Source organism: Tolypothrix tenuis PCC 7101 (assembly GCF_963874875.1).
Classification (GTDB): Bacteria; Cyanobacteriota; Cyanobacteriia; order Cyanobacteriales; family Nostocaceae; genus Aulosira; species Aulosira tenue.
The window spans coordinates 8,050,370-8,071,812 of sequence record NZ_CAWNJS010000001.1; the positions used below are offsets into that span (position 1 = coordinate 8,050,370).

Below are 21,443 nucleotides of genomic sequence, written 5' to 3' on the forward strand. Positions count from 1 at the left end.
GTGGACATCTTGTCCGCCCCGGACGGGCAAGATGCCCATCCCACAAGAGTTTGAATAATGCATATTTTAGTCTAGACATACCCTACCGAATATATTAAGCACTTACAGCCGCGCCTTGATAGGCTTGTTCTGCTACCTTCGCCAGTCGTCGCATTCCGGTAACTAATTCCTCATCGCTACCAGTGAGACTGATGCGGAGACATTGCTGCTTGTGGGGCCATTCTTCTTTTAAGCCAGGGAAGAACGTACTACCGGGAACAACAATTACACCTACTTTCTTCAACTCTTGGTAGAATTCCCAATCGGTAATTGGTAAATCTTTTAACCACAACCAAGCAAAGATAGCACCTTCACCACGATGTAGGAACCAAGGTAAATCCTTGGGCATTGATGCATCTAGTGTATTTTCTAACACGCTGAACTTGTTTTGATAGAATGGGCGGATCACTTGTTCGGCAATTTCAGCTAACGCACCTGAATTGATAGCACGGGCTGCGATCGCTTGTCCATAACGCGAAGAATGCAAGCTAGCATTTGTTTGGAATGACTCTAAAACTTGAATAGTCCTTTCATTCCCAATCGCAATTCCAATTCTTTCCCCAGGTAAACCCGCTTTGGATAAGCTAGTGCAATGAATGATATTTTCCTCAAATATTAAGGACATATCTGTAAAATTCAGCGCTGGGAAGGGAGGCGCATAAGCGGAGTCAATTAATACTGGCACATCGTAAGGCGCAGCGAGGGCGGCAATTTTTCTCACTTCCTCATCGGTCAGCACATTCCCTGTAGGATTACAAGGACGGGAGAAAATCACGCAACCCGTAGTTTCAGAAATTGATAGCTGGCTAAAATCAGGGCGATATTTAAATCTGTGGGCAGACTCATCAATATCTAAAGCTGGTTTATAAGCAATTAAAGCTTCTGGAACCAAGCAAATTCCACCATAACCAGTGTAGTCGGGGCTGAGAGGTAAGACAATTTGCTTCAGTTCGCCAGTAGTAGTGTAACCACCAAAAGCATTAGCAGCGTAAAAATAGAGAGTTTGGCTACCGGGAGTAATTAAAATATTGCGATCGCTTAACTTTAACCCATAGCGGCGATTAAAATCATTGGCGATCGCTTCAATTAATGGTGCATAACCTTGGCTAGAACCATATCGGCAAACCACCTCACCATATTCCGAACTAGCGAGTAAATCTGCCGTACAATCCCGCCATAATCGTTCTACTGCAGGCAAAATCAACGGATTACCCGCACTCAAATTAATTAATTCCTGCCCTGCATTAGCTTTTAACGTTTCCACAATATCTTTCATAATTGCGCGAACGCCAGTCAGGTTGGACATTTGAGCGCCAATTTTCGTAAGGGCAGGATTCATAGGCTGTAAAGAAAATAGATTTATTGAGAAAGTGACAAAATTCTTATGAGGGGATTGCTGCTATCACAAATTTTACGCTGTTGCTCCAACAGCTATTTCCACCTTTAATTAATCTAACTAGAGAATGACATTTTAACAAAGTCACAATATTTTTATAATTTTTTTGTGTTGGGTGTTTGGTAATTGGTAATTGGTAATGGGTAATTGGTAATTGGTAATTGGAATTAACTATTTCCCCCTGCTCCCTGCTCCCTGCCCCCCTGCCTTCCCAATCCCCATTCCCCATTCCCCCAAACTTTCTGTACACTCAGATCAGCATACAGGAGGGCTGAAGTTTGGAAGTTAAAGCCGCAGTCGCTTACGGCGCGGGTAAGCCGTTAACTATTGAAACTGTTCAATTATCCGGGCCTCAAGCTGGGGAAGTATTGGTGGAGATTAAAGCTAGTGGTGTTTGTCATACTGATGCTTACACTCTTTCTGGTAAAGATCCAGAAGGCTTGTTTCCCGCAATTTTGGGACATGAAGGTGCGGGTGTAGTTGTGGAAGTAGGCGCTGGGGTAACTAGCGTCAAGCCTGGGGATCATGTAATTCCCCTTTACACTCCAGAATGTCGCCAGTGTGAATATTGTCTCAGCCAGAAAACAAATCTCTGTCAAGCTATTCGCAGCACCCAAGGACGGGGTTTAATGCCGGATGGCACAAGTCGCTTTAGTATTGGTGGAGAAATGATTCACCATTACATGGGTACATCCACCTTTGCGAACTATACAGTGTTACCAGAAATTGCTGTAGCTAAAATTCGTGAAGATGCCCCATTTGATAAGGTTTGTTATATCGGCTGCGGTGTCACCACAGGAATTGGCGCAGTGATTTATACAGCCAAGGTAGAAGCAGGCGCAAAGGTAATAGTTTTCGGCTTAGGTGGTATTGGTTTAAATGTCATCCAAGGCGCGCGGATGGTAGGAGCCGATATGATTGTTGGGGTGGATTTAAATCCCAAAAAACGCGCTTTAGCTGAAAAATTTGGCATGACGCACTTTGTTAATCCCCAGGAAGTTGAGGGTGATTTAGTTCCTTATTTAGTTGACTTAACCAAAGGCGGCGCTGATTACACTTTTGAATGTATTGGTAATGTTAATGTCATGCGCCAAGCATTAGAATGCTGTCATAAAGGTTGGGGTGTGAGTGTCATTATTGGTGTTGCTGGTGCAGGACAAGAAATTAGCACTCGTCCATTTCAATTAGTAACTGGACGTGTTTGGAAAGGTTCTGCATTTGGTGGTGCTAGAGGACGTACAGACGTACCGAAAATTGTTGATTGGTACATGGATGGCAAGATAAATATTGATGATTTAATTACTCATGTCATGCCAATTGAACAGATAAATCATGCTTTAGAATTAATGCATGAAGGTGAATCAATTCGTAGCGTTGTCACATTTTAATTGTTAGATTTTAATTAAGGTGTCTATTGCTTTTATATAAAGCATATTCGTAGGTAGGGTGTGTTACGCCGTAGGCTAACGCACCTCATACCAATTTCAAACAAGAACGCGACAGATACACATTCCCAAACCCCCGTTATATCTGGATTTTGAATAGTATTAGATTGTTGGTGGTGCGTTGCGCTACGCGACAACACACCCTACACAAATTTATATATAGATTTTCATAATTACCAATTACCAATTACCAATTACCAATTACCAATTACCAATTACCAATTACCAATTACCAATTACCAATTCACCAAATTAGGAGAGTTACATGGTTACTACCAATGAAGCGATAAACATCACTCCTAAAGAAAAACCATTTGCAGAAAAGCGCGTCACCTTAAATAATATCAGTTGGAATGCTTATGAGCAGATTCTTGATGCTTTAGGTGATAATCGAGCCGCTCTAATCACATATTATCAAGGTGTTTTGGAGATTATGACTCCATTAGAAGAACATGAAACTAGTAGTGAAAATATTGGGATGTTGATTCAAATTCTGACAGAGGAACTCAATCTCAATATTAAAAGCATGGCTTCTACAACATTAAAAATACCAAATTCAAAAATTGGTGCAGAACCAGATAAATGTTATTACATTCAAAATGAACCTGCTGTCAGAGGTAAAACAGTAGATTTAGCAGTAGATCCACCTCCTGATTTAATTTTAGAAGTAGATATCACTCATACAGATATTAATAAAAAGCAACTCTATCAGGAAATGAAAGTTCCTGAATTTTGGTGTTATAACGGTAGCAAATTAACTATTTATGTTTTGACGCAAGGTGAATATCAAGAATCAGCAACTAGCGCCATATTCCCGATATTAACCAAGTCAATGGTGTATGATTTCCTAGCACAATGCAAAATTCAGGGTGAAACCCAAACTAAGCGCGCTTTCCGTAAAATGTTGCGTGAACAAATCCAGCAGTAATTGATTTTAAGTTTTCCAGAACAGCTTTAGACGAGTACATAAGCTTGTAAACAAAGCAATTGGTAAAGTGTAGACTATTCCTTTAATTACTCCCATCACAGGTGTAGTAGTATTGGCTATAATCCAATCTTCTATCCCCGTAAGTTGTAAGATTGGCCAGAGAAGATTTGCAAAGGCTACATAAGCAATCATGGGATTCTGCCCATTATCAATTAAAAATTGCAGCCATTTTTTCTTGCCAAAGATGTCAATTACTATAGTAAAAACTATCAATAAAAAAATGGCGATCGCACTTGTGACAAAATAATAGCTATAGGTAGAGGGGTCTTTATGAATTCCTCCCTGGAAAGGCTCGAAAAATAAGCCTAGCAATAACCAGTAAATCCCCCATTGATAAAATTGCTTGAGTAGATAATCTATCTCTGTTTCTGGTTGCTTAAATAATAGCCAGCTTGCGCCACAAATCGCAGCACTTACTAGAGTTGTTTGCCAAATCCAACGTGCTTGCAAGCCTACTAATAATACTAAGCAAATCATCAGCATAGATACAATAATCAAGCATAAACGCTGACTATAGCGAGAGCCTAAACTTTGCTGATTCGCTGATATTTCTTGAGATTGACTACTTTTTTGTATCCATTTTAATATCAAATCACCAACAATAGTTCCAGGAATGATGATGAACAAATACTTCCAATAATAAAACTGAAAAATCCAAGAAAATTTTAAATCATTTCCTAAAATTGGTATAGCTGAAGCTGTCCATAATTCTTTGATCCATCCATTTGTATCGGCAGATAATTGCAAAGCAATCAAATATCCTAGTAATCCCAACCGTAAAAGCAAATTAGAGCTTGTCAATAACCAAATTAGCGAACCAAAAACTGCCATATTTGCTAGTACCATTAATATTGGATCGCTACGTTCCAGTAAAAAGCCTTTACCACCATATTGCAGTTGAGAAATAAGAGCGATCGCAGCGATAAAACCTGCTATATTTAGCCACACACCATATTTACTCCACCTCCCTAAAATCGACCAACTCCCAAACATTAAAAACAGCAACACAAAACCCAGCATTGCTACATACCATGTTTCATCAGTTGGGTTATTATTGATAGTAAAGGGGCGGAGATGTTGCAGAATAATTGCAAAGGCTCCTAGCATGAAGCCGCGCTTTAAAATATATAAAATAATTCTAGAAATACTCCATCCTTGAGCAATACGGCGAGATAGTGCTAAAGGTATAGCAGCACCCATTGCAAATAAAAATAAGGGGAAGACGACATCTACCCAAGTTAAGCCAGCAATCTGAGAATTAAAGGCATGAGTTGGGGGTGGCTCTTGAGCATGATACATCCAAGCAGGCAAAATTTTATAGCGAATTGTGCCAGAAAACACCATCGCTAGGATTGCCAATCCCCGCAGTGCATCTAACGCATCGGCGCGTTTTATATTTGTGGTAGTAATGTTACTTTCCTGAGTCAATGGGATTACCTGAATTCAGGAAACTTAGTATAGCAGTCTTAAATTAATTGTGAAAGTAACTTACCGTAAAAATAAACTATATTTTACTCTCTCCAAAATGAATGCTTAAGAGTAGTAGGATGCGTTAGCGATAGCGTAACGCATCAGTTTCAACTTTTCATGCGTTACATCTTACGCCTAACGCACGCTTAATTTAAGCAAAGAACAAACAACAAATTACAAATGATTATTTAGTAGGATGCGTTAGCGACAGCGTAACGCATCCATGTCAAATCTAATTGAAACAAATGAAAAATAACAAATGACTATTTAGAGATAGTAAAAGACCGAGTAGCCATTTGAATCAATCGTTCAGGTGATTTTGCACGATTTACTGTGAGGCGTGAAATCCGATATTTATCCTGTAACCAACGGAAGCGCAAAATTGCGCTGTTATACAGATAACCTGATTGATAATACTTTGCTGCATAGGTTTCTACTTGTTGATTCATAGAACCATAGGGATATGCAATATGCCTAGCAATCTCTTGCGGTGCTGCTAATCCTGCTAGACATTCTCTAAGTTCAATTTGAGCTTGAGCCAATTCTTGATTTAACTCAGAAACAGTAATTTTAGCTAAATTTTTGTGGTTTTCTCCATGAGATTGAATATCATAAAATCCCTTAGCAAATCCTGTTCTTAAATCCTCACAACTCAGGTATGTTGTTGAGGGATGATGAATTTTAGCTAACGTACCAGGATTGACAAATAAAACTATTTTGATTTTTTGCTTAAATTCTTTTTCTAACCTTTCTAAAACTGGAACAATATTAGTATATACAGTTTTATAACTGTCATCAAAGCTTAACATTATGGGTTTTTTACCTACATATTCTTGCGGAATATCTCGGTTGCGGTCAATAAAATAATCATATAATTCTTGAGTTGATAAAAACCAGTAATTATTACGAGCTAAGTATTCTAAAAACTTTTCTAAATCTTGCATTGTATAAGACATTTTTGCAGCTATTGGATTCTGAATAAGCCCGAAATTAGGATTATTCATATCAACAATGCCGTGAAATCCCAAAAGTGGAATTCTGGGAGCATTTATATAAGCAAGAAGTAGTGTAATTGTCAAAAAGAATACAATAATATATAAAGAAACAAATTGTAAATTAGATTTATTTTTTAGCTTAAATTTATGCCTTCTAGATATCAAAACCATTGTTCTGTAATGTAAATAATAATAGATTCGCTTTACTCAAGTAATGATGTGGAAGCTGAGTAGTGGAAGTGAGGGTATTACCCCTACCACCAGTAAGTGAGTTTTTAGATTACGCAAATAGAATGTCTTGAGGTTTCCTGATCGTCTGATTGCCAATTTCTCTATATCTCATGGCATTCAGAACTCTTGGGGTTCCATCCGAGACAAAACTATTTAGATATTTTTTGCAGGTTATTTAGTCTGCTATCCAACTAAAGACTAAACTGGTGCAAATGGTATTTGGCAAACCTAGCAAGGATTCTGGCTCAAGAAATCCATTTTGTCAAATTCATAGGACTTAAGCAAAAATGCTTTGGTGCATTACTTAGGCTAAGACATACTAAAAATATAATTGAATAAGTTATACCAATTCAAATAATATTTGCGACAGATAAATTCTTTGTAAGGGCACGGCATCCTCAATCTTTTGCCATATCAGATATCTTACTGGTGCCGTGCCCCTACTCATCTGTCGCGTTCTTTTTTCAAATTGCTATAAGAGGTTGTTTGAAAAGTTTTTCCCTGTGATTTTAATTGCACTGTTACCCCCCTTAATCCCCCCTTGTCAAGGGGGGAGACCGGAAAATCCAGTTCCCTCCCCTTTCTAAGGGGAGGGCTAGGGTGGGGTAAAAAATATTTGATACACTACTACAGACTTTTCAAACATCCTCTAAATTGGTATTCAAACATTAAGCCTTAAACCTTGAGCATTAAGCCTTAAACCTTGAGCATTAAGCCTTAAACCTTGAGCATTAAGCCTTAAACCTTGAACATTAAGCCTTAAACCTTGAACATTAAGCCTTAAACCTTGAGCATTAAGCCTTAAACCTTGAACATTAAGCCTTAAACCTTGAACATTAAGCCTTAAACCTTGAACATTAAGCCTTAAACCTTGAGGATTAAGCCTTAAACCTTGAGGATTAAGCCTTAAACCTTGAGCATTAAGCCTTAAACCTTGAACATTAAGGGTTAAAGTTTAAGCGATCGCCTATGCAGGCAATGTTATTGTATACAGCAGATTGCAAGTTGGTGAGTTACAGATAATTGTCAGGGCAAGGCACAGTGGTTTCAACTTAAGCTAAAAGCTATAGAGGGCGGGCGTTGTATAAATACCTCGCGCCCTCATCCCCTAACCCCTTCTCCCTCAAGGAGAAGGGGAATTGAATCTCTTGCTCCCCTCTCCCTGTGGGATACAGCTGGCGAATGGTAGGTGACACCCCTCACCACCACGATTTTATAGGGTTTAAGACGCAATCCTCATAATGCGATCGCCTTTTGAAAGCCTTGTTTTATCGTTTATTTGAGGGGTCTTACCCCCTATTCGCCAGCTGCATCCTCAAGGAGAAGGGGAATTGAATCTCTTGCTCCCCTCTCCCACAGGGAGAGGGGCTGGGGGTGAGGGCGAAACCTTGCAACCAAGAGGGTTTCACGTTAAGTTGACACAACTGGGCAAGGCATTGCCTCTACAATCTGTCGCATTCTTTTTCAAACTGGTATAACTTATTGCGGGGAATGTATCTTTTATTAACTCCAAAAATGCAGACAACAAAGAGAAAGAAGTTCCATTTTAAAATTAGGTTTAATCTGCTGGTTTATTAAATACATCTAGGATTTGACGACAAATTTGTTTTAGCTTGTCTTCGATATGAGGGGAAGGAATAGAAGTACCAACAATACTCCATTTATCTATTGTTGAAAGTCGCCATGCTTCACCTCGATGATCGAATGCAGCGATTTCTATACCGATCGCACGGCGTGAATTATTGACTGGGTCTTGATAAAATCGGATTTGAATTAAGACGCTGCGACTTCGCCAAGATTTGCTGATTCCAGGAAAGTGAAAACCGATGTCTATAGAGTCTGGATCGACTAACTCCCGTGTCTCTGGATCGTTCTTCCAAGGTTTAAGATCCGATTTGGCATCAGGAAACTCAAACTTAAACAAATTAACTACTGTAGCAATCTTGCTGGCGAGTTCAAGGTTAGTTGCTTGTTCAGATGCGTTCACGAAAAAACACTCCTATATTGCATCGGCTTAAGGTAAATCTGAAGTTAAAAACCGCCAGAAGGTCTATGTTATTAGTGTTTCAGCTTATCAATGTCTTTTGGTGTTTCGCAACTCTAAATTATGTTTTCCTAACAATCATTGTGCATAAAAGCTGTCAAAAAGTGCTGATTGAAGTTTAGAGGTAAACAGAAATTACGCAACTGGTACAGCCATCTTCTAATTTAAGAGTCAAGTGTCAAGAGTCAAGGGTCAAAAATTCAGGTTTTTTGGACTTTGGACTCTTGACCCTGGACAGCCTAAACGAAAAAAATGTGACGCTTGCGTAAGTCTTAGTAAATCAAGATATCTTGAGTAATTATACTTAAATTTCCCAAAAATTACCCAGTCAATTGGTAATTTTTAGAAAATCAAAGTTGGTATGAAAAATTTTGGCAAAATCCTTTTATGGTAAGAACTATAACTGACACTTGCGATCTAAAATTACACTGTTAGTCGGCAAACAAACAGCAAATTATTTCAGTATATGTCGCGTCAACGCTCTCTTTTGTCATTGGTTTTCGTATTATTGGCAACCCTACTGATCAGTTGTGGCAGTCCTACTGTCGCCAAAGCACCACCTACTTATACAACAGCACAACTGACGAAAATTCAGACATATGTGCCAGAGATTCAGGCTGTGCGCGATCGCTTAGACGAACTCAAAGACCTCATCCAACGCAAAGATTGGATATTTGTGGGTAATTTTATACATGGGCCTCTGGCAGAAGCTCGGTTAGACATGACTTATGTAATTCCTAACCTCTTACCCCAGGATGAAGCTGTAGCACGTCAAACAGCACGTGATTTGTTTAACCACTTGGTGAAAATCGACCAAGCTGCAACATCTGGCAATAGTATACTTGCTTTAAATAATACTCAAGCAGTAGTTGCAGATCTAGATAAATTCCTCAATCTGCTTCCCAAAACCAGCGCTGAAGCTGAGTCATAAGTACGGAGTTTTAAGGACTTCCAAGTAAAAATATTCCACTATGATTGTTGACGGTTGATGGTTAACTGTGAACCGTCAACAACCTTAAGGGGGATAATTGATTTTTTGGAGTTCCTTTAAGCTATGAGTTAGGAGTTAGGAACCAAAAATTTCTAACTCCTAACTTTTTGGATCAAGTCATGAGTCATGTAGTTATTATCGGTTGCGGTGTAGTTGGGGCAGCGATCGCCTATGAACTAAGTCAAGTTAAAGGTCTGAGTATCACTGTTTTAGATAGCCAGCCACCCGCCCAAGCATCCACTGGCGCTGCACTTGGCGTTTTAATGGGTATCATTAGCCAAAAACTTAAAGGTAAAGCTTGGCAGTTACGACAAACTAGCGTCCAACGCTATGAAACTTTGATTCCCGAATTAGAAGCAATCACAGGGCGAAAAATCCCTTTTAACCGCCAGGGAATCGTCAGCCTTTGCTTAGAAGGGGAAGATTTAGCAGACAAACAAAAATTACTAGAAATTCGCCAATCCCAAGGCTGGGAATTAGAAATTTGGGACAAAGCTAAACTGCAAAATCTCTGTCCGCAGATAGTTAACGAACAAGTTACTGGTGCTGTCTATTCGCCGCAAGACCGCCAACTTGACCCCACAGCTTTAACATTAGCTTTAGTTGCAGCTGCTCAACACAACGGCGTTACCTGTAAATTTGGCGTGACGGTATTAAACGCCCAATCTTCACCGCAGTTAACACCAAGCGAAAACTCTCCCCAAGTTTGTCACCAACTAGAAACCACAGCTGGAACAATTACGGCTGACTGGGTTGTTGTCGCTGCTGGTTTAGGTTCCACACCCTTAACATCGCAACTCCATCAAAAAATTGACATCCGTCCTGTATTGGGACAAGCATTACAAGTTAGTTTAGGGCATCCATTAGGAAATCCTGACTTCCAGCCAGCCATCACGGGGAATGATGTGCATATTGTTCCTATTGGTGGTGGCGATTACTGGATTGGTGCAACCGTAGAATTTCCTGGCGATCGCAATGAAATTCCCCCCAATCAAGAACTACTAGAATCTGTCAAACAACAAGCGATCGCATTTTGCCCAGAATTAGCCAGCGCAACAATTGTCCGGACTTGGTCAGGTTTACGCCCCCGCCCCGAAGGTCGCCCAGCCCCAGTTATCGGTAAATTACCAGGGTTTAGTAATGTCCTCCTAGCCACCGGACATTATCGCAACGGCGTTTTACTCGCACCCGCCACAGCTTATGCAATTCGTGAGATGATTATTCCTAGTAATTCTCAATAAAAACCGACTTTTTTATCATTTTGCTTTGGCATTTCATGCCAAATTTTTTTGCCTGAAAAATTGATACTTGGTCATTAGTCATCAACAAACAAATGATACCAATTCAAATAATGTTTGCGACAGATCAATTCCATGTAGGGGCACGGCATCCACAATCTTTTGGTATATTCAAATATCTTACAGGTGCCGTGCCCCCACCCATCTGTCACGTTCTTTTTTCAAAATGGTATGACTAATGACAAAGCGCAAAGTCTGAGCGGAGGAAACCTCCGATCAGAACTTTGTAAGAATAACAAATGACAAATTGATTTAATAGGAACCTAGCGTGTCAATATCAGAAAATAAAATCACCGTTAATTCATTAGATTGGTTCTATCGCGAAGCTGTTCCAGTGGGTAGAACTGACTTAATACCTGTAGTATTACTACATGGCATCGTTGCACAAAGTTACAGTTGGCGCAACATTTTACCAGCTTTAGCCAGCCAAGGAACAAGAGCGATCGCCCCCGATTGGATCGGTTATGGCTTCTCCTCAACTCCCGAAAAACGAGATTTTGCCTACACTCCAGAAGCTTTTATTACAGCTTTAGCAGGATTTATTAAAGCCTTAGAAATTGAAAAATTTTCTTTAGTTGTCCAGGGTTTTTTAGGTTCTGTGGGATTACAATATGCCTTACGCCACCCAGAACAAATTGCTAACTTAGCTATTTTAAATGCCCCCATTTCCACTGCTGCCAAATTGCCTTGGAAAATTAAACAAATGGGCTTACCTTTAGCAGGTGAGATGATGACCCAAGACCCCCTTTTAGTTGATAGAACCTTAGAAGGTGGGAGTCGTTATCGCATAGGAGATAAAGATTTAGATGTTTATCGTCGTCCATTTTTGAAAAGTTCTGCACCTGGGCGGAGTCTGCTGTCAACCATCCGCAATTTGCAACTAGATTCAGCCATGCAAGAAGTTGAATCTGGTTTTAAACAATGGCAACAACCAATTTTAATTCAATGGGGAGTGATTGATCCTTGGTTATCTGTAGACATAGCACAAAGTTTTGCCGATTCCGTACCCAATGCAGAATTAGTCAAACTAAATAACGTTGGACATTACCCACAAGAACATTATCACGAAACGATTCTCGAAGACCTTTTGCCCTTTATGCGGCGTGCGGAATCTCAATGAGCAGTTTTCAAAAATAACAAGGGTTTGGGGTTTGGCGTTGGGTTTTGGTATTTGTTCCCCTGACTCTCTTCCTCTGTGCTTTCCCCATTACCCCTAATCCCCAATCCGTTACACTTCTTAATTGATTATGCTCGTGAGCAATCAGCCTTCGCATAAGGTTTTACCGTAACCTGATAAAGGGAGTACTTGCGGCCATTCAGGCGATCGCTACTCTACAACAACTTGAGAAAGGCAGGTTACAATTCATGGCTTATTCTTGGTTTAAAGCTTTTCATATTATTGGCTTCGTAGTTTGGTTTGCTGGGTTATTTTACCTAGTGCGTCTTTTTATCTATCACGTTGAAGCGAACCAAGAACCAGAACCAGCACGCACGATACTGAAAAATCAGTATCAAATTATGGAAAAACGCCTCTACAATATCATCACTACCCCAGGAATGTTAGTGACGGTAGCAATGGCAATTGGTTTAGTCTCTACCGAACCAGATGTATTAAAAGAGAGTTGGTTACATATCAAACTATTGTTTGTTACTCTCTTAATTGGCTATCATCATTACTGCTCTCGCCTCATGAAAAAATTAGCAGTAGATGAATGCCGTTGGAATAGTCAACAGTTACGTGCTTTAAATGAAGCGCCTACAGTGATGTTGATGGTGATTGTATTACTGGCTGTGTTCAAAAATAATCTGCCTACTGATATCACCGCTTGGGTTATTTTTGCATCGATTATTTTAATGGCAGTGACTATTCAGCTTTACGCTAAAAAACGCAAACGCGATAAAGAAAAGCTAGAAGCACAAATAGGCCAGGTTGTACAAGAACAAAGCTAATACAGCCCAGTATATAATCCCCAATCCCCAGTCCCTAATCCCCAATCCCTTTGATCATTGGCAGGTTTAGTTTGTTAGATAAAATAAACTAAACTTGCCAAAATTTATAGGAAGTAAATCCCCAATGAATTATCAGCAATTTTTTCACAATCGTGTGGCAATACTAGCAACCATGCATCATAAAGAGAAAGCTATTGCCCCTATATTGGAAGAATTAAATATTCAAATTATAGTGCCGCAGGATTTTAATACTGATATTTTTGGGACATTTACAAGAGAAATAGAACGCCCTGGAACTCAAATTGAGGCAGCTAGATTAAAAGCAGAAAAAGCACTAGAATTGACAGGTGAAAATTTAGCGATCGCGAGTGAAGGTAGCTTTGCACCTCATCCTTATATACCTTATCTTTACTCTAATCGTGAAATCGTCATTTTACTAGATAAAGAAAACGACTTAGAAATTATTGGCGAAGAATTATCATTAGAAACTAATTTTAATCATCAGATAGCAGAGAATTTTACCGAAGCCTATGATTTTGCCTTAAAAGTTGGGTTTCCTGAACATGGTTTAGTTGTGAGTTGTCAGGAATCACCCAAAGATAGCAGTGAGATAATTAAAGGTATTACTAATAAAGAAAAACTTCTAGAAGCGGTGAATTGGGCATTAAATAATTCTCCCGATGGTAAAGTGCATCTGGAAACCGATATGCGCGCACTTTATAACCCCACCCGGATGAAGAATATTGCCAAAGCCACTCAAAACTTAGTAAACAAGATAAAAAGCCAATGTCCACAATGTTCTACGCCTGGATTTGAGATTACAGAACGCATCCAAGGCTTACCCTGTGAAATTTGCGCTACACCCACAAATTTGTTACTTTGTGTTGTTTATCAATGCAAAAAATGTGGTTTCAGCCAAGAAAAATTGTTCCCTGAAGATAGAGAGTTTGCAGATCCGGCGCAATGTATGTATTGCAACCCCTAGCTGAGATTTCACCTCATAATTTTACTCAATGGAAAGGTTAGAGGTCTTTTTCCCTTTCCCCCTTCCCCTTTTTCCCCTTAACCCACAAATATTTGTATATTTCGTCCCTAAAATAAAAAGAAAAAACCCCCTTGCCATTGACAAACAAGAGGGTAACGGTATGGTGTGAGGAGCAAACTCAATGTTTGCTTAAAACTAGTGTAACAACTATATAGGGAAATTACATAAACCTCGTATGAAAATCATGCGAACTATGTATGAAGATAGGTAAATTTCATGAGTTTTTACTTAATGTACTTTTACTAAATTTCATAGATAAGTAGGTAACAAAATTGCAAATGCTTTTTCTATTTACCTGCGGTTTTACTCAAAGCAGCTTAAGAATAGTAACTATAAGACTCTCAGTAAGTCCATTCAGTCATCAAACCATATTCATATATAATTCAAGTTTACTGATTTAAGTAAAGGCAAAAATTGTGACGCACATCAGATTGTCACCCTCTTGGCAAACAGTACTAGCTGAGGAGTTTGAGAAACCATATTTCAGTAAGCTACAAAATTTTTTATTAGCGGAACGCCAATCTTATACTATTTACCCACCAGAAGAGCAGATTTTTTCAGCTTTTGAATTGACACATTATGAGAACGTGAATGTGTTTTTATTAGGTCAAGATCCTTACCATGACCAAAATCAGGCACATGGATTATGCTTTTCTGTACAACCTGGTATCAAGCCACCACCATCGCTAATTAATATATTTAAAGAACTCAAAGATGATGTAGGTTTTGAAATTCCCAATCATGGGTATTTAGTATCATGGGCGAAACAAGGTATTTTGATGCTGAATGCAGTATTAACAGTCAGGGCGCATACACCAAATTCTCACAAAAATCAGGGTTGGGAAACTTTCACAGATGCAGTCATCAGCAAAGTTAACCAAAAGCTAGATCCGGTTGTGTTTGTGTTGTGGGGTGGATACGCCCAAAAAAAGCTGAAATTAATAGATACAACGCGACATACAGTGATTCAATCTGCTCACCCTTCACCTCTTTCTGCGCGTAATGGCTTTTTTGGTAGCAAACCTTTCTCAGCTATTAATTCAGCTTTGCGTTCCTTTGGTAAGCCAGAGATTGATTGGCAAATTCAGGATTTATAGATTAGCGGCTAGAGGCTAGATACTTTTTTCAAGCCCAAATTATACTAATTCAAATAATGTTTGCAACAGATAAATTCCCTGTAAGGGCACGGCATACACAATCTTTTGGTATATTCAATTATCCTACTGGTGCCGTGCCCCTACTCATCTGTGGCATTCTTTTTCAAAATGGTATTAGTTAGAAGTCCCTTAGAGGTTGTTTGAAAAGTTTTTCCCTGTGATTTTAATTGCACTGTTACCCCCCTTAATCCCCCCTTGTCAAGGCAGGGCTGTTTCATTCCACAAGATGAAGGAGTTTGTCAATATCATGAGAGAGAAATCTGTGAGCAATTGTGATGGAATGATAACCATTGCGACGAAGAATATTGAGTGCGATCGCTCTGATAATGGAAAGATTAGCAGGAGCGTTGCCAAGACGGATTGTAGAACAATCCTCTTTGAAAACAACGTCTTTCACCCAGTGAAGGCAGTTTTCGATACCCCAATGACCACGAATACCGAGAGCAAATTCCTTGGCGCTGGCGATCAGACTGCTAATATAACAAACAATTTCATGATATTTCTTACCCTTTCTCGTACCAATTCTTTCGACCCTGACTAAAGATTTTATTCCAGTCCATAACGGGTCAATTCCATTGATATCATGAAAGACTTCTACAGTACGTGTTGTACATCTATCTCTAGTTTTTTCGGTCTCAACTATACGAGAAGTAGGTTTTTTTGTAGCAGCAATACGTTGAATATGACTATGTAGTTTGGGCTGATTATCTTTAACAGCAATGACATAATCATTACCGCCCTCGATAATTATTTGACAAGTTTTTTTTGACAATGTAAGGAATCAAAGCTCAAGACCACACCTTCTAGACCCAATGCTGTGACTAACTCTTGTACAACTTGAATTTCGCTTTTATGCTGGTTCTCAAATTTCTCCATCCCGATAACCAGCCCTTTTTTTCCAGCAAATACTGATACTATGCTCACAAAATTCTGATGAGATGAACTATAGTTTTGTACTGTACCCTTAATACTTTTGCCGTCTATAGCACACCATTGTGATACCTCTAAATCCACATAATTTTTTGCCCATTCATTAAATTTATGAGCCAGTTTATCGAAATCCACTCCCATGACTATACGTCGGATTGTTGAATATGAGGGAACCCCATGTTTTTGAATGCCAAATTTATTTATTAATACTCGACTATGCCTTTTGACGAAATCCCCCCATCCCCGATATCCCACGTATCCATTCATTGTTCCCATTATGACAAATAGCAACACCAGCCACAGTGGATGTCTTCGTCCATCAGTCGTTCTAAAATCTTCCACTTGCTTTAATTGTTCAATCAGATCTGCACCCATATTTTTTCCCCTCAACACTTGCTATTTTACGTGTTTTAGGGAATGAAACAGCCCTGCCTTGTCAAGGGGGGAGACCGGAAAATCCAGTTCCCTCCCCTTTCTAAGGGGAGGGCTAGGGTGGGGTAAAAAATATTTGATACACTACTACAGACTTTTCAAACATCCTCTTAGCCGCCTTCGCTAAATTCACCAGTAACTAATAGCCAAATTCTTGAGGGAAAATAGCCCTGCACAGGATTTTTTTGCAATGATTTCGCCAAAATAGCACCTAATAATCCCCTGCGTACTTCTGAATCTGTTACCCCTGATATTGCTTGCGCCCTAGAAAAATTGATAAATGCTGTATCGTAATCATCTTTATTAGCCGCCGCTTTGATAGCAATACGCATTAACCGCCCATATTCTGTACCATAGCTGGGGTTGATCCAAAGTCCATTAGGTATGCACTCTCCTGAGAAGAGATTACCCGCTTTCCCGGTAATTTGGCTGATGCATTTGGTCTTATCCTGGGCAGATACACCTGGTATGTTGATTGCTGTAACAGTAGTCATAGCAATCACTACTCCCAGCAAACCCTGATTAACTACTTGTCTCACTGACGTTTATCGAATATAGATTTACTATTTCTAATTTTTATTAGTTGTTTTACTGCTATTTTCTAGCTTTTAGAGCGTATTTTTTATTTTCAAGGCAATTTGTCACAAAAAGCAAGTGAATACTTGTCGGTTAAGGGCAAAAGGGGAAAGGAAAAAGGGCAAGAAAAACCTTTAACCCTTACCCTTTCCCCCGCCTGTCAAAACAACTTTGGCAGACTACTACTAAGTTGGTGCGGCGCTTGGCGACAACACAACGCCAGTTCGCTCAAGTCGGGAAACCCGCCCACGCGACTGGCTCCCCTACATCTCAAATAATTAGTCGCCTTTAGATACAGTAGGCGGTGAACCAGCTGTGACAATGACTACATTCTCTGGTTTAATTAGCTCCTGAATTACCTCCTGCACATCTGACATTTTGACTGACTCAATGCGCTGAGGATACTCGCGAATTTCTTTTGGTGAAAGTCCAAAGACGGAATTGCTCAAAATTGTAGATGCTAAATCGCTGGGATTAGCTAACTCTACAGGGTAGCTGTTGGTAAGAGAACGTTTGGCGGTGTTAAATTCTGCTTCAGTCACGCCTTGTTCTCGTACCTGTTTAAGTAACGCCAAAGTGCTGGCGATCGCTTTGTCAGCATCTTGCGGAGCTGTCTGCATCTGGATAAAGAAGGGGCCAGGATTAATTCCCGCAGTAAAGTAGCTATAAATCCCGTAGGTTAAACCTTGGCGATCGCGCACTTCTGTACCCAGGCGGCTAGATAAGGTATCGCCACCTAAAATTTGATTTAGCACCATTGCTGCGTAAAAACGCGGGTCTTTACGGGAGATGCTGTTGTAACCGATATAAGTAATGGCTTCGGCTTTACCAGGAATTGCCTTGTTCAAGCGAGTCAAAGTCGTAGGTAAATCTACTTTGGGTAGATTGAGAGTTGGCGGCTTACCTTTGACTTGCCATTTGCCAAAAGTCTTATTGAGTAACGCTTTTACTTGAGTGGGGTTAAAGTCACCCACCAGTGCGATCGTTGTGGTGTCTGGTCGGTAATGTTCTTGGTAGAAGCGAACCAAATCATCACGAGTAATACTCTTGAAAGTATCAGCCGTAGGGAAGCTGTGGAAGGGATGATTGTCTGGATAAATTGCTTGCTGGAATACTCTTCTAGCCAGAGTTTGAGGGTCATCAAGTTGCACTTTCAAACTCGTCAGCGCCCGTTGTCGTGTCAGTTCTAACTGGTCGGCGGGGAAGGTAGCATTTTGTACTACATCACCCAAAGTTTGAATTAAGACGGGCAGATTTGTTGAGATTCCTTGACCGCTAATAATCACTCCTTCACGACTAGCACTAAAATCTAACTCGGCTCCTCTATCTTCTAAGGTTTTCGCCAAAGCCAGAGCATTTTGAGTTTTTGTGCCATTCATTAAGTTTCTAGCAGTTAAATTCGCTAGTCCAGATTTTTGATTACCATCAAACTCAGTACCAGCATCAATTTGTCCGTTGAGATTAATTGTGGGGACACTGTGGTCAGGTAACAGCAGCACCCGCAAGCCATTTGCCAAGGTAAATTGCTCTGGTAACGCTTGCTTGCTGGAACTGGTAGCAGAGGTAGCAGGAGGTAAGTATTTCGCCAGTTCTGCTGGATCTACAGGTTTTCCAGGGCTAAAGTTTTCTACAGTACGTCCAGAACCACCACCAGCAGCTTGTTGACCATCTGCTTGAGTTGGTTCAAAGAAACCAATGGTTTGTTTATCCAGATTGAGGTAAGTTTTCGCCACCCGTTGCACATCTTGTGGCGTAACTTTAGCGATCGCAGCTAAATATTTTTCAACAAAATGGTAATCTCCAGCAATAGTTTGGTTATATCCCAGTTGGTTGGCTTGGCTGGTGATGTCTTGGTTACTAAGAATAAATGAAGCTTGTAGTTGAGTTTTGGCGCGGTTTAGTTCTTCGGTAGTAACTGGTTGCTGTTGCAGTTTTGCCAAAGATTGTTGCAATACTTGGGAAATTTTCGTTAACTCTTTACCAGGAGCAGCTGTAGCATTAATTTCATACCATCCCGGCTCGAGCAGTTCGGCGGCGCTACCACTAACTGAACTAGCAAGTCCAGATTCTACTAAAGCCTGATAAAGCCGAGAACTACGTCCACCTGTGAGGATAGCATCCATCACATCAATTGCTGGCACATCAGGATGCTTGATATCTGGTAAAGGATACACAGCTTCTAGCAATGCTGCACTTCCTGGTTGCTTTAAAACAATCGGTGCTTTGTTTGCAACAGGGGTATTAGCAGGATTCTCTACCTGCTTTGCTTCTGGTGAACTTGTAGCTTGTTTTGGTCGTGGCGCAACCTTACCAAAAGTTTCTTTTACAGCCTTAAGCGTCGGTTCTGTGGCAAAATCCCCTGTAATTACCAAGGTGGCATTTTCTGGGCTGTAATATCTTTGGTAATAATTTCGTACCTGATCTACAGTAAACTGCTCCACATCGGCTTTTGTTCCTCCCACAGATAAACCATAAGCACGATTGGGAAATGCAGCTTGCATCACTGCTTTACTCAAACGATAGCCAGGAGAATTTTCATATCCTTGCAACTCGGATATTACCACCCGTTTCTCACTCGTGAGTTGCTCAGGCCCAACTAACGCATTTTCCATGCGATCGGCTTCTAAAGTCAGCAGTGCTTCTAGCTTGTCTCGCTGTACCGTGCCAAAATACACTGTTTCGTCATAGCTAGTATAAGCATTAAACTGACTACCTAAAGCACTAAATAACCGTCCAAACTGCACGGGGCGTTCTTTAGTACCTTTAAACATCAAATGCTCTAATTGGTGGGAGATCCCATTTTCGCCTTTACCTTCATTGCGAGAGCCGACTTTATACCATACCTGCACGCTGACCACAGGTGCAGTATGCACTTCTTTAGTAAGTACTGTTAAACCATTGTCCAACACAGTTTTTTGCACACCCTGGGAAAGTGCAAGACCAGATACAGGTGTGACAGTTGTGGGTGTTGCTGCATTAGTCAGATTGCCAGAAATCGGCGCAGTACTAAGCAGCAAACTCAGTAATAAACCTATAAGCATGTATGAGCGTAACTTCATAAACAGTTCAAAATGGAAATTCTCAATTTAACTGAGAGTAAAAATAAATGGTAGCAATCTTGAGATAGGGGTTTGGGGATTGGGAAAAAAAGGCGATCGCGAGAATAATGACTCTTCTTCCTAGTCTAATGAGCGATCGCTTTTTTCGAGGGGTAATCGCTCACATTACCTCACCACTAAATCTATGACAGAATAATTTTGTTGTCCTACAAGTAATGCGATCGCCTACGACTTATGATTTCTACCGAGCGCCGCTACACTTTGGATGAATATCGCACCATCGAAGAAAAAGCAGAAGGACGCAGCGAATATCGAGATGGAGAAATTATACCCATGCCTGGAGGAACGCTCAAACACAGCCGCATCAGCGGTAACATTTTTGCTTTTCTCAAGTCCCTACTACGCGATACTCAATTTGAGCCAATAAACAGCGATTTGCGGCTGTGGATTCCAGAATATAGACGTGGTGTATATCCAGACGTAATGCTTTTTGATGGTGAACCGCAATTAAATGATGGCCGCTTAGATGAAGTCTTGAATCCTTTGGTGATTGTTGAAGTACTATCTCCTTCCACCGCAGATTACGACCGCCAAAATAAATTCCGTATATATCGCTCAATTGTGAGTTTTAGCGAATATTTATTAGTTGAGCAAGATGAACCATTTATTGAACGCTATAGTAAGCAAACTCAAGGTTGGTTGCTCAGTGAATTTAATGGCTTAGAAGTATCAGTTTCTCTTGATTCAGTTGGTATTGAATTACCAATGGCGGAAATTTATCGCGGTGTTACTTTTGAATAAAACGGATTTGTGGAAAAAGGCGATCGCTTCTAATTTAAAAAGTAATAAGCAATCAATTATCGGTTTATGGAAATACGATTATTTCAACAGCAAGATGCTGAACAAATAGCACAATTATTCCACGAAACAGTACGTGAAGTGAATCTTGGTGACTATTCAGAAACTCAAGTTAAAGCTTGGGCTCCAGATAATCTTAATTTTAGGAACTGGGCAATAATCTGTGCAGCAAGATTCACTTACGTTGCTGATGACCGAGGTGTAATTGCAGGTTTTGGCGAGTTAGAAACCAACGGACATATAGATTGCTTTTACTGCCATAAAAATTACCAAAAGATGGGTGTGGGTAGTAAAATTTATGCGGCAATTGAAGACAAAGCCTATGAATTAGGAATTAATCGCTTATACGTTGAAGCTAGTATTACCGCCAAACCTTTTTTCCTGCGTATGGGGTTTTCCACCATCACTGAACAACAGGTAGAACGTCGGGGAGAAATTTTTGTGAATTATGCAATGGAGAAATTTTTAATTTCTCGCTGATTGATTGCCATTTTACTGATTGGATTATAGGTGATCGCTAAATATTTTAATCCTATCAA

15 protein-coding genes and 2 pseudogenes are annotated in these 21,443 nt (G+C 40.1%); 10 read left to right on the forward strand and 7 right to left on the reverse strand.

Translation table 11 applies throughout. The features are described 5' to 3' along the window. Positions 1–94: 94 nt before the first annotated feature. Positions 95–1,378, reverse strand: coding sequence for a valine--pyruvate transaminase (locus AACU25_RS31745; RefSeq protein ID WP_096582519.1), 1,284 nt, complete (start codon positions 1,376–1,378; stop codon positions 95–97). 335 nt (positions 1,379–1,713) lie between these two features. On the opposite strand from AACU25_RS31745, the gene AACU25_RS31750 reads away from it, so the two are divergent. Together AACU25_RS31750 and AACU25_RS31755 are read left to right on the forward strand one after the other, a co-directional pair. Continuing rightward, positions 1,714–2,823, forward strand: a complete 1,110-nt coding sequence (locus AACU25_RS31750) for an S-(hydroxymethyl)glutathione dehydrogenase/class III alcohol dehydrogenase (RefSeq protein WP_096582523.1) — start codon at positions 1,714–1,716, stop codon at positions 2,821–2,823. A 322-nt stretch (positions 2,824–3,145) separates the two neighbouring features. Continuing rightward, the gene (locus AACU25_RS31755) at positions 3,146–3,808 is read left to right on the forward strand and encodes a Uma2 family endonuclease (RefSeq protein ID WP_096582525.1); all 663 of its coding nucleotides are present in this window, start codon (positions 3,146–3,148) and stop codon (positions 3,806–3,808) included. A 6-nt stretch (positions 3,809–3,814) separates the two neighbouring features. Here the strand turns inward: AACU25_RS31755 and AACU25_RS31760 are convergent, their stop codons facing one another. The 3 genes from AACU25_RS31760 to AACU25_RS31770 form a co-directional block, all read right to left on the reverse strand. Further along, positions 3,815–5,296, reverse strand: coding sequence for a DUF5009 domain-containing protein (locus AACU25_RS31760; RefSeq protein ID WP_096582527.1), 1,482 nt, complete (start codon positions 5,294–5,296; stop codon positions 3,815–3,817). A 305-nt stretch (positions 5,297–5,601) separates the two neighbouring features. Next, positions 5,602–6,294 carry a polysaccharide deacetylase family protein gene (locus AACU25_RS31765; protein WP_190446114.1) on the reverse strand — a complete coding sequence of 231 codons (693 nt, stop codon included), beginning with the start codon at positions 6,292–6,294 and terminating at the stop codon, positions 5,602–5,604. A 1,828-nt stretch (positions 6,295–8,122) separates the two neighbouring features. After that, the gene (locus tag AACU25_RS31770) at positions 8,123–8,551 is read right to left on the reverse strand and encodes a hypothetical protein (RefSeq protein WP_096582531.1); all 429 of its coding nucleotides are present in this window, start codon (positions 8,549–8,551) and stop codon (positions 8,123–8,125) included. 499 nt (positions 8,552–9,050) lie between these two features. On the opposite strand from AACU25_RS31770, the pseudogene psbQ reads away from it, so the two are divergent. The 6 genes and pseudogenes from psbQ to ung form a co-directional block, all read left to right on the forward strand. Continuing rightward, positions 9,051–9,539: pseudogene (psbQ, locus tag AACU25_RS31775) on the forward strand (photosystem II protein PsbQ); the annotation flags it as partial. Positions 9,540–9,718: 179 nt separating this feature from the next. After that, complete coding sequence (locus tag AACU25_RS31780; protein ID WP_096582533.1) at positions 9,719–10,840, forward strand: NAD(P)/FAD-dependent oxidoreductase; 1,122 nt, start codon at positions 9,719–9,721, stop codon at positions 10,838–10,840. Between the two features lie 325 nt (positions 10,841–11,165). Next, positions 11,166–12,017 carry an alpha/beta fold hydrolase gene (locus AACU25_RS31785; protein WP_096582535.1) on the forward strand — a complete coding sequence of 284 codons (852 nt, stop codon included), beginning with the start codon at positions 11,166–11,168 and terminating at the stop codon, positions 12,015–12,017. 245 nt (positions 12,018–12,262) lie between these two features. Then, positions 12,263–12,847 carry a protoporphyrinogen oxidase HemJ gene (hemJ, locus tag AACU25_RS31790; RefSeq protein ID WP_096582537.1) on the forward strand — a complete coding sequence of 195 codons (585 nt, stop codon included), beginning with the start codon at positions 12,263–12,265 and terminating at the stop codon, positions 12,845–12,847. A gap of 124 nt (positions 12,848–12,971) precedes the next feature. Beyond that, positions 12,972–13,832, forward strand: a complete 861-nt coding sequence (locus AACU25_RS31795) for a DUF6671 family protein (RefSeq protein ID WP_096582539.1) — start codon at positions 12,972–12,974, stop codon at positions 13,830–13,832. A gap of 476 nt (positions 13,833–14,308) precedes the next feature. Next, the gene (gene ung / locus AACU25_RS31800) at positions 14,309–14,989 is read left to right on the forward strand and encodes a uracil-DNA glycosylase (RefSeq protein ID WP_096582541.1); all 681 of its coding nucleotides are present in this window, start codon (positions 14,309–14,311) and stop codon (positions 14,987–14,989) included. 274 nt (positions 14,990–15,263) lie between these two features. Here ung and AACU25_RS37020 read toward each other — a convergent pair. From AACU25_RS37020 to AACU25_RS31820, 3 genes and pseudogenes are all read right to left on the reverse strand, one after another. Further along, positions 15,264–16,324: pseudogene (locus tag AACU25_RS37020) on the reverse strand (ISAs1 family transposase); the annotation flags it as partial. 197 nt (positions 16,325–16,521) lie between these two features. Continuing rightward, positions 16,522–16,905 (reverse strand): hypothetical protein, encoded by a 384-nt coding sequence (locus AACU25_RS31815; RefSeq protein ID WP_096732363.1) that lies wholly within the window; start codon positions 16,903–16,905, stop codon positions 16,522–16,524. A 360-nt stretch (positions 16,906–17,265) separates the two neighbouring features. Then, positions 17,266–20,028, reverse strand: a complete 2,763-nt coding sequence (locus tag AACU25_RS31820) for a M16 family metallopeptidase (protein WP_321206700.1) — start codon at positions 20,026–20,028, stop codon at positions 17,266–17,268. Positions 20,029–20,280: 252 nt separating this feature from the next. Between AACU25_RS31820 and AACU25_RS31825 the strand changes: the two genes are divergently transcribed. Continuing rightward, on the forward strand, positions 20,281–20,847 hold the full coding sequence (locus AACU25_RS31825) for a Uma2 family endonuclease (RefSeq protein WP_096582547.1): 567 nt from the start codon (positions 20,281–20,283) through the stop codon (positions 20,845–20,847). A gap of 66 nt (positions 20,848–20,913) precedes the next feature. Further along, positions 20,914–21,384, forward strand: a complete 471-nt coding sequence (locus AACU25_RS31830) for a GNAT family N-acetyltransferase (RefSeq protein WP_096582549.1) — start codon at positions 20,914–20,916, stop codon at positions 21,382–21,384. Positions 21,385–21,443: the final 59 nt, after the last annotated feature.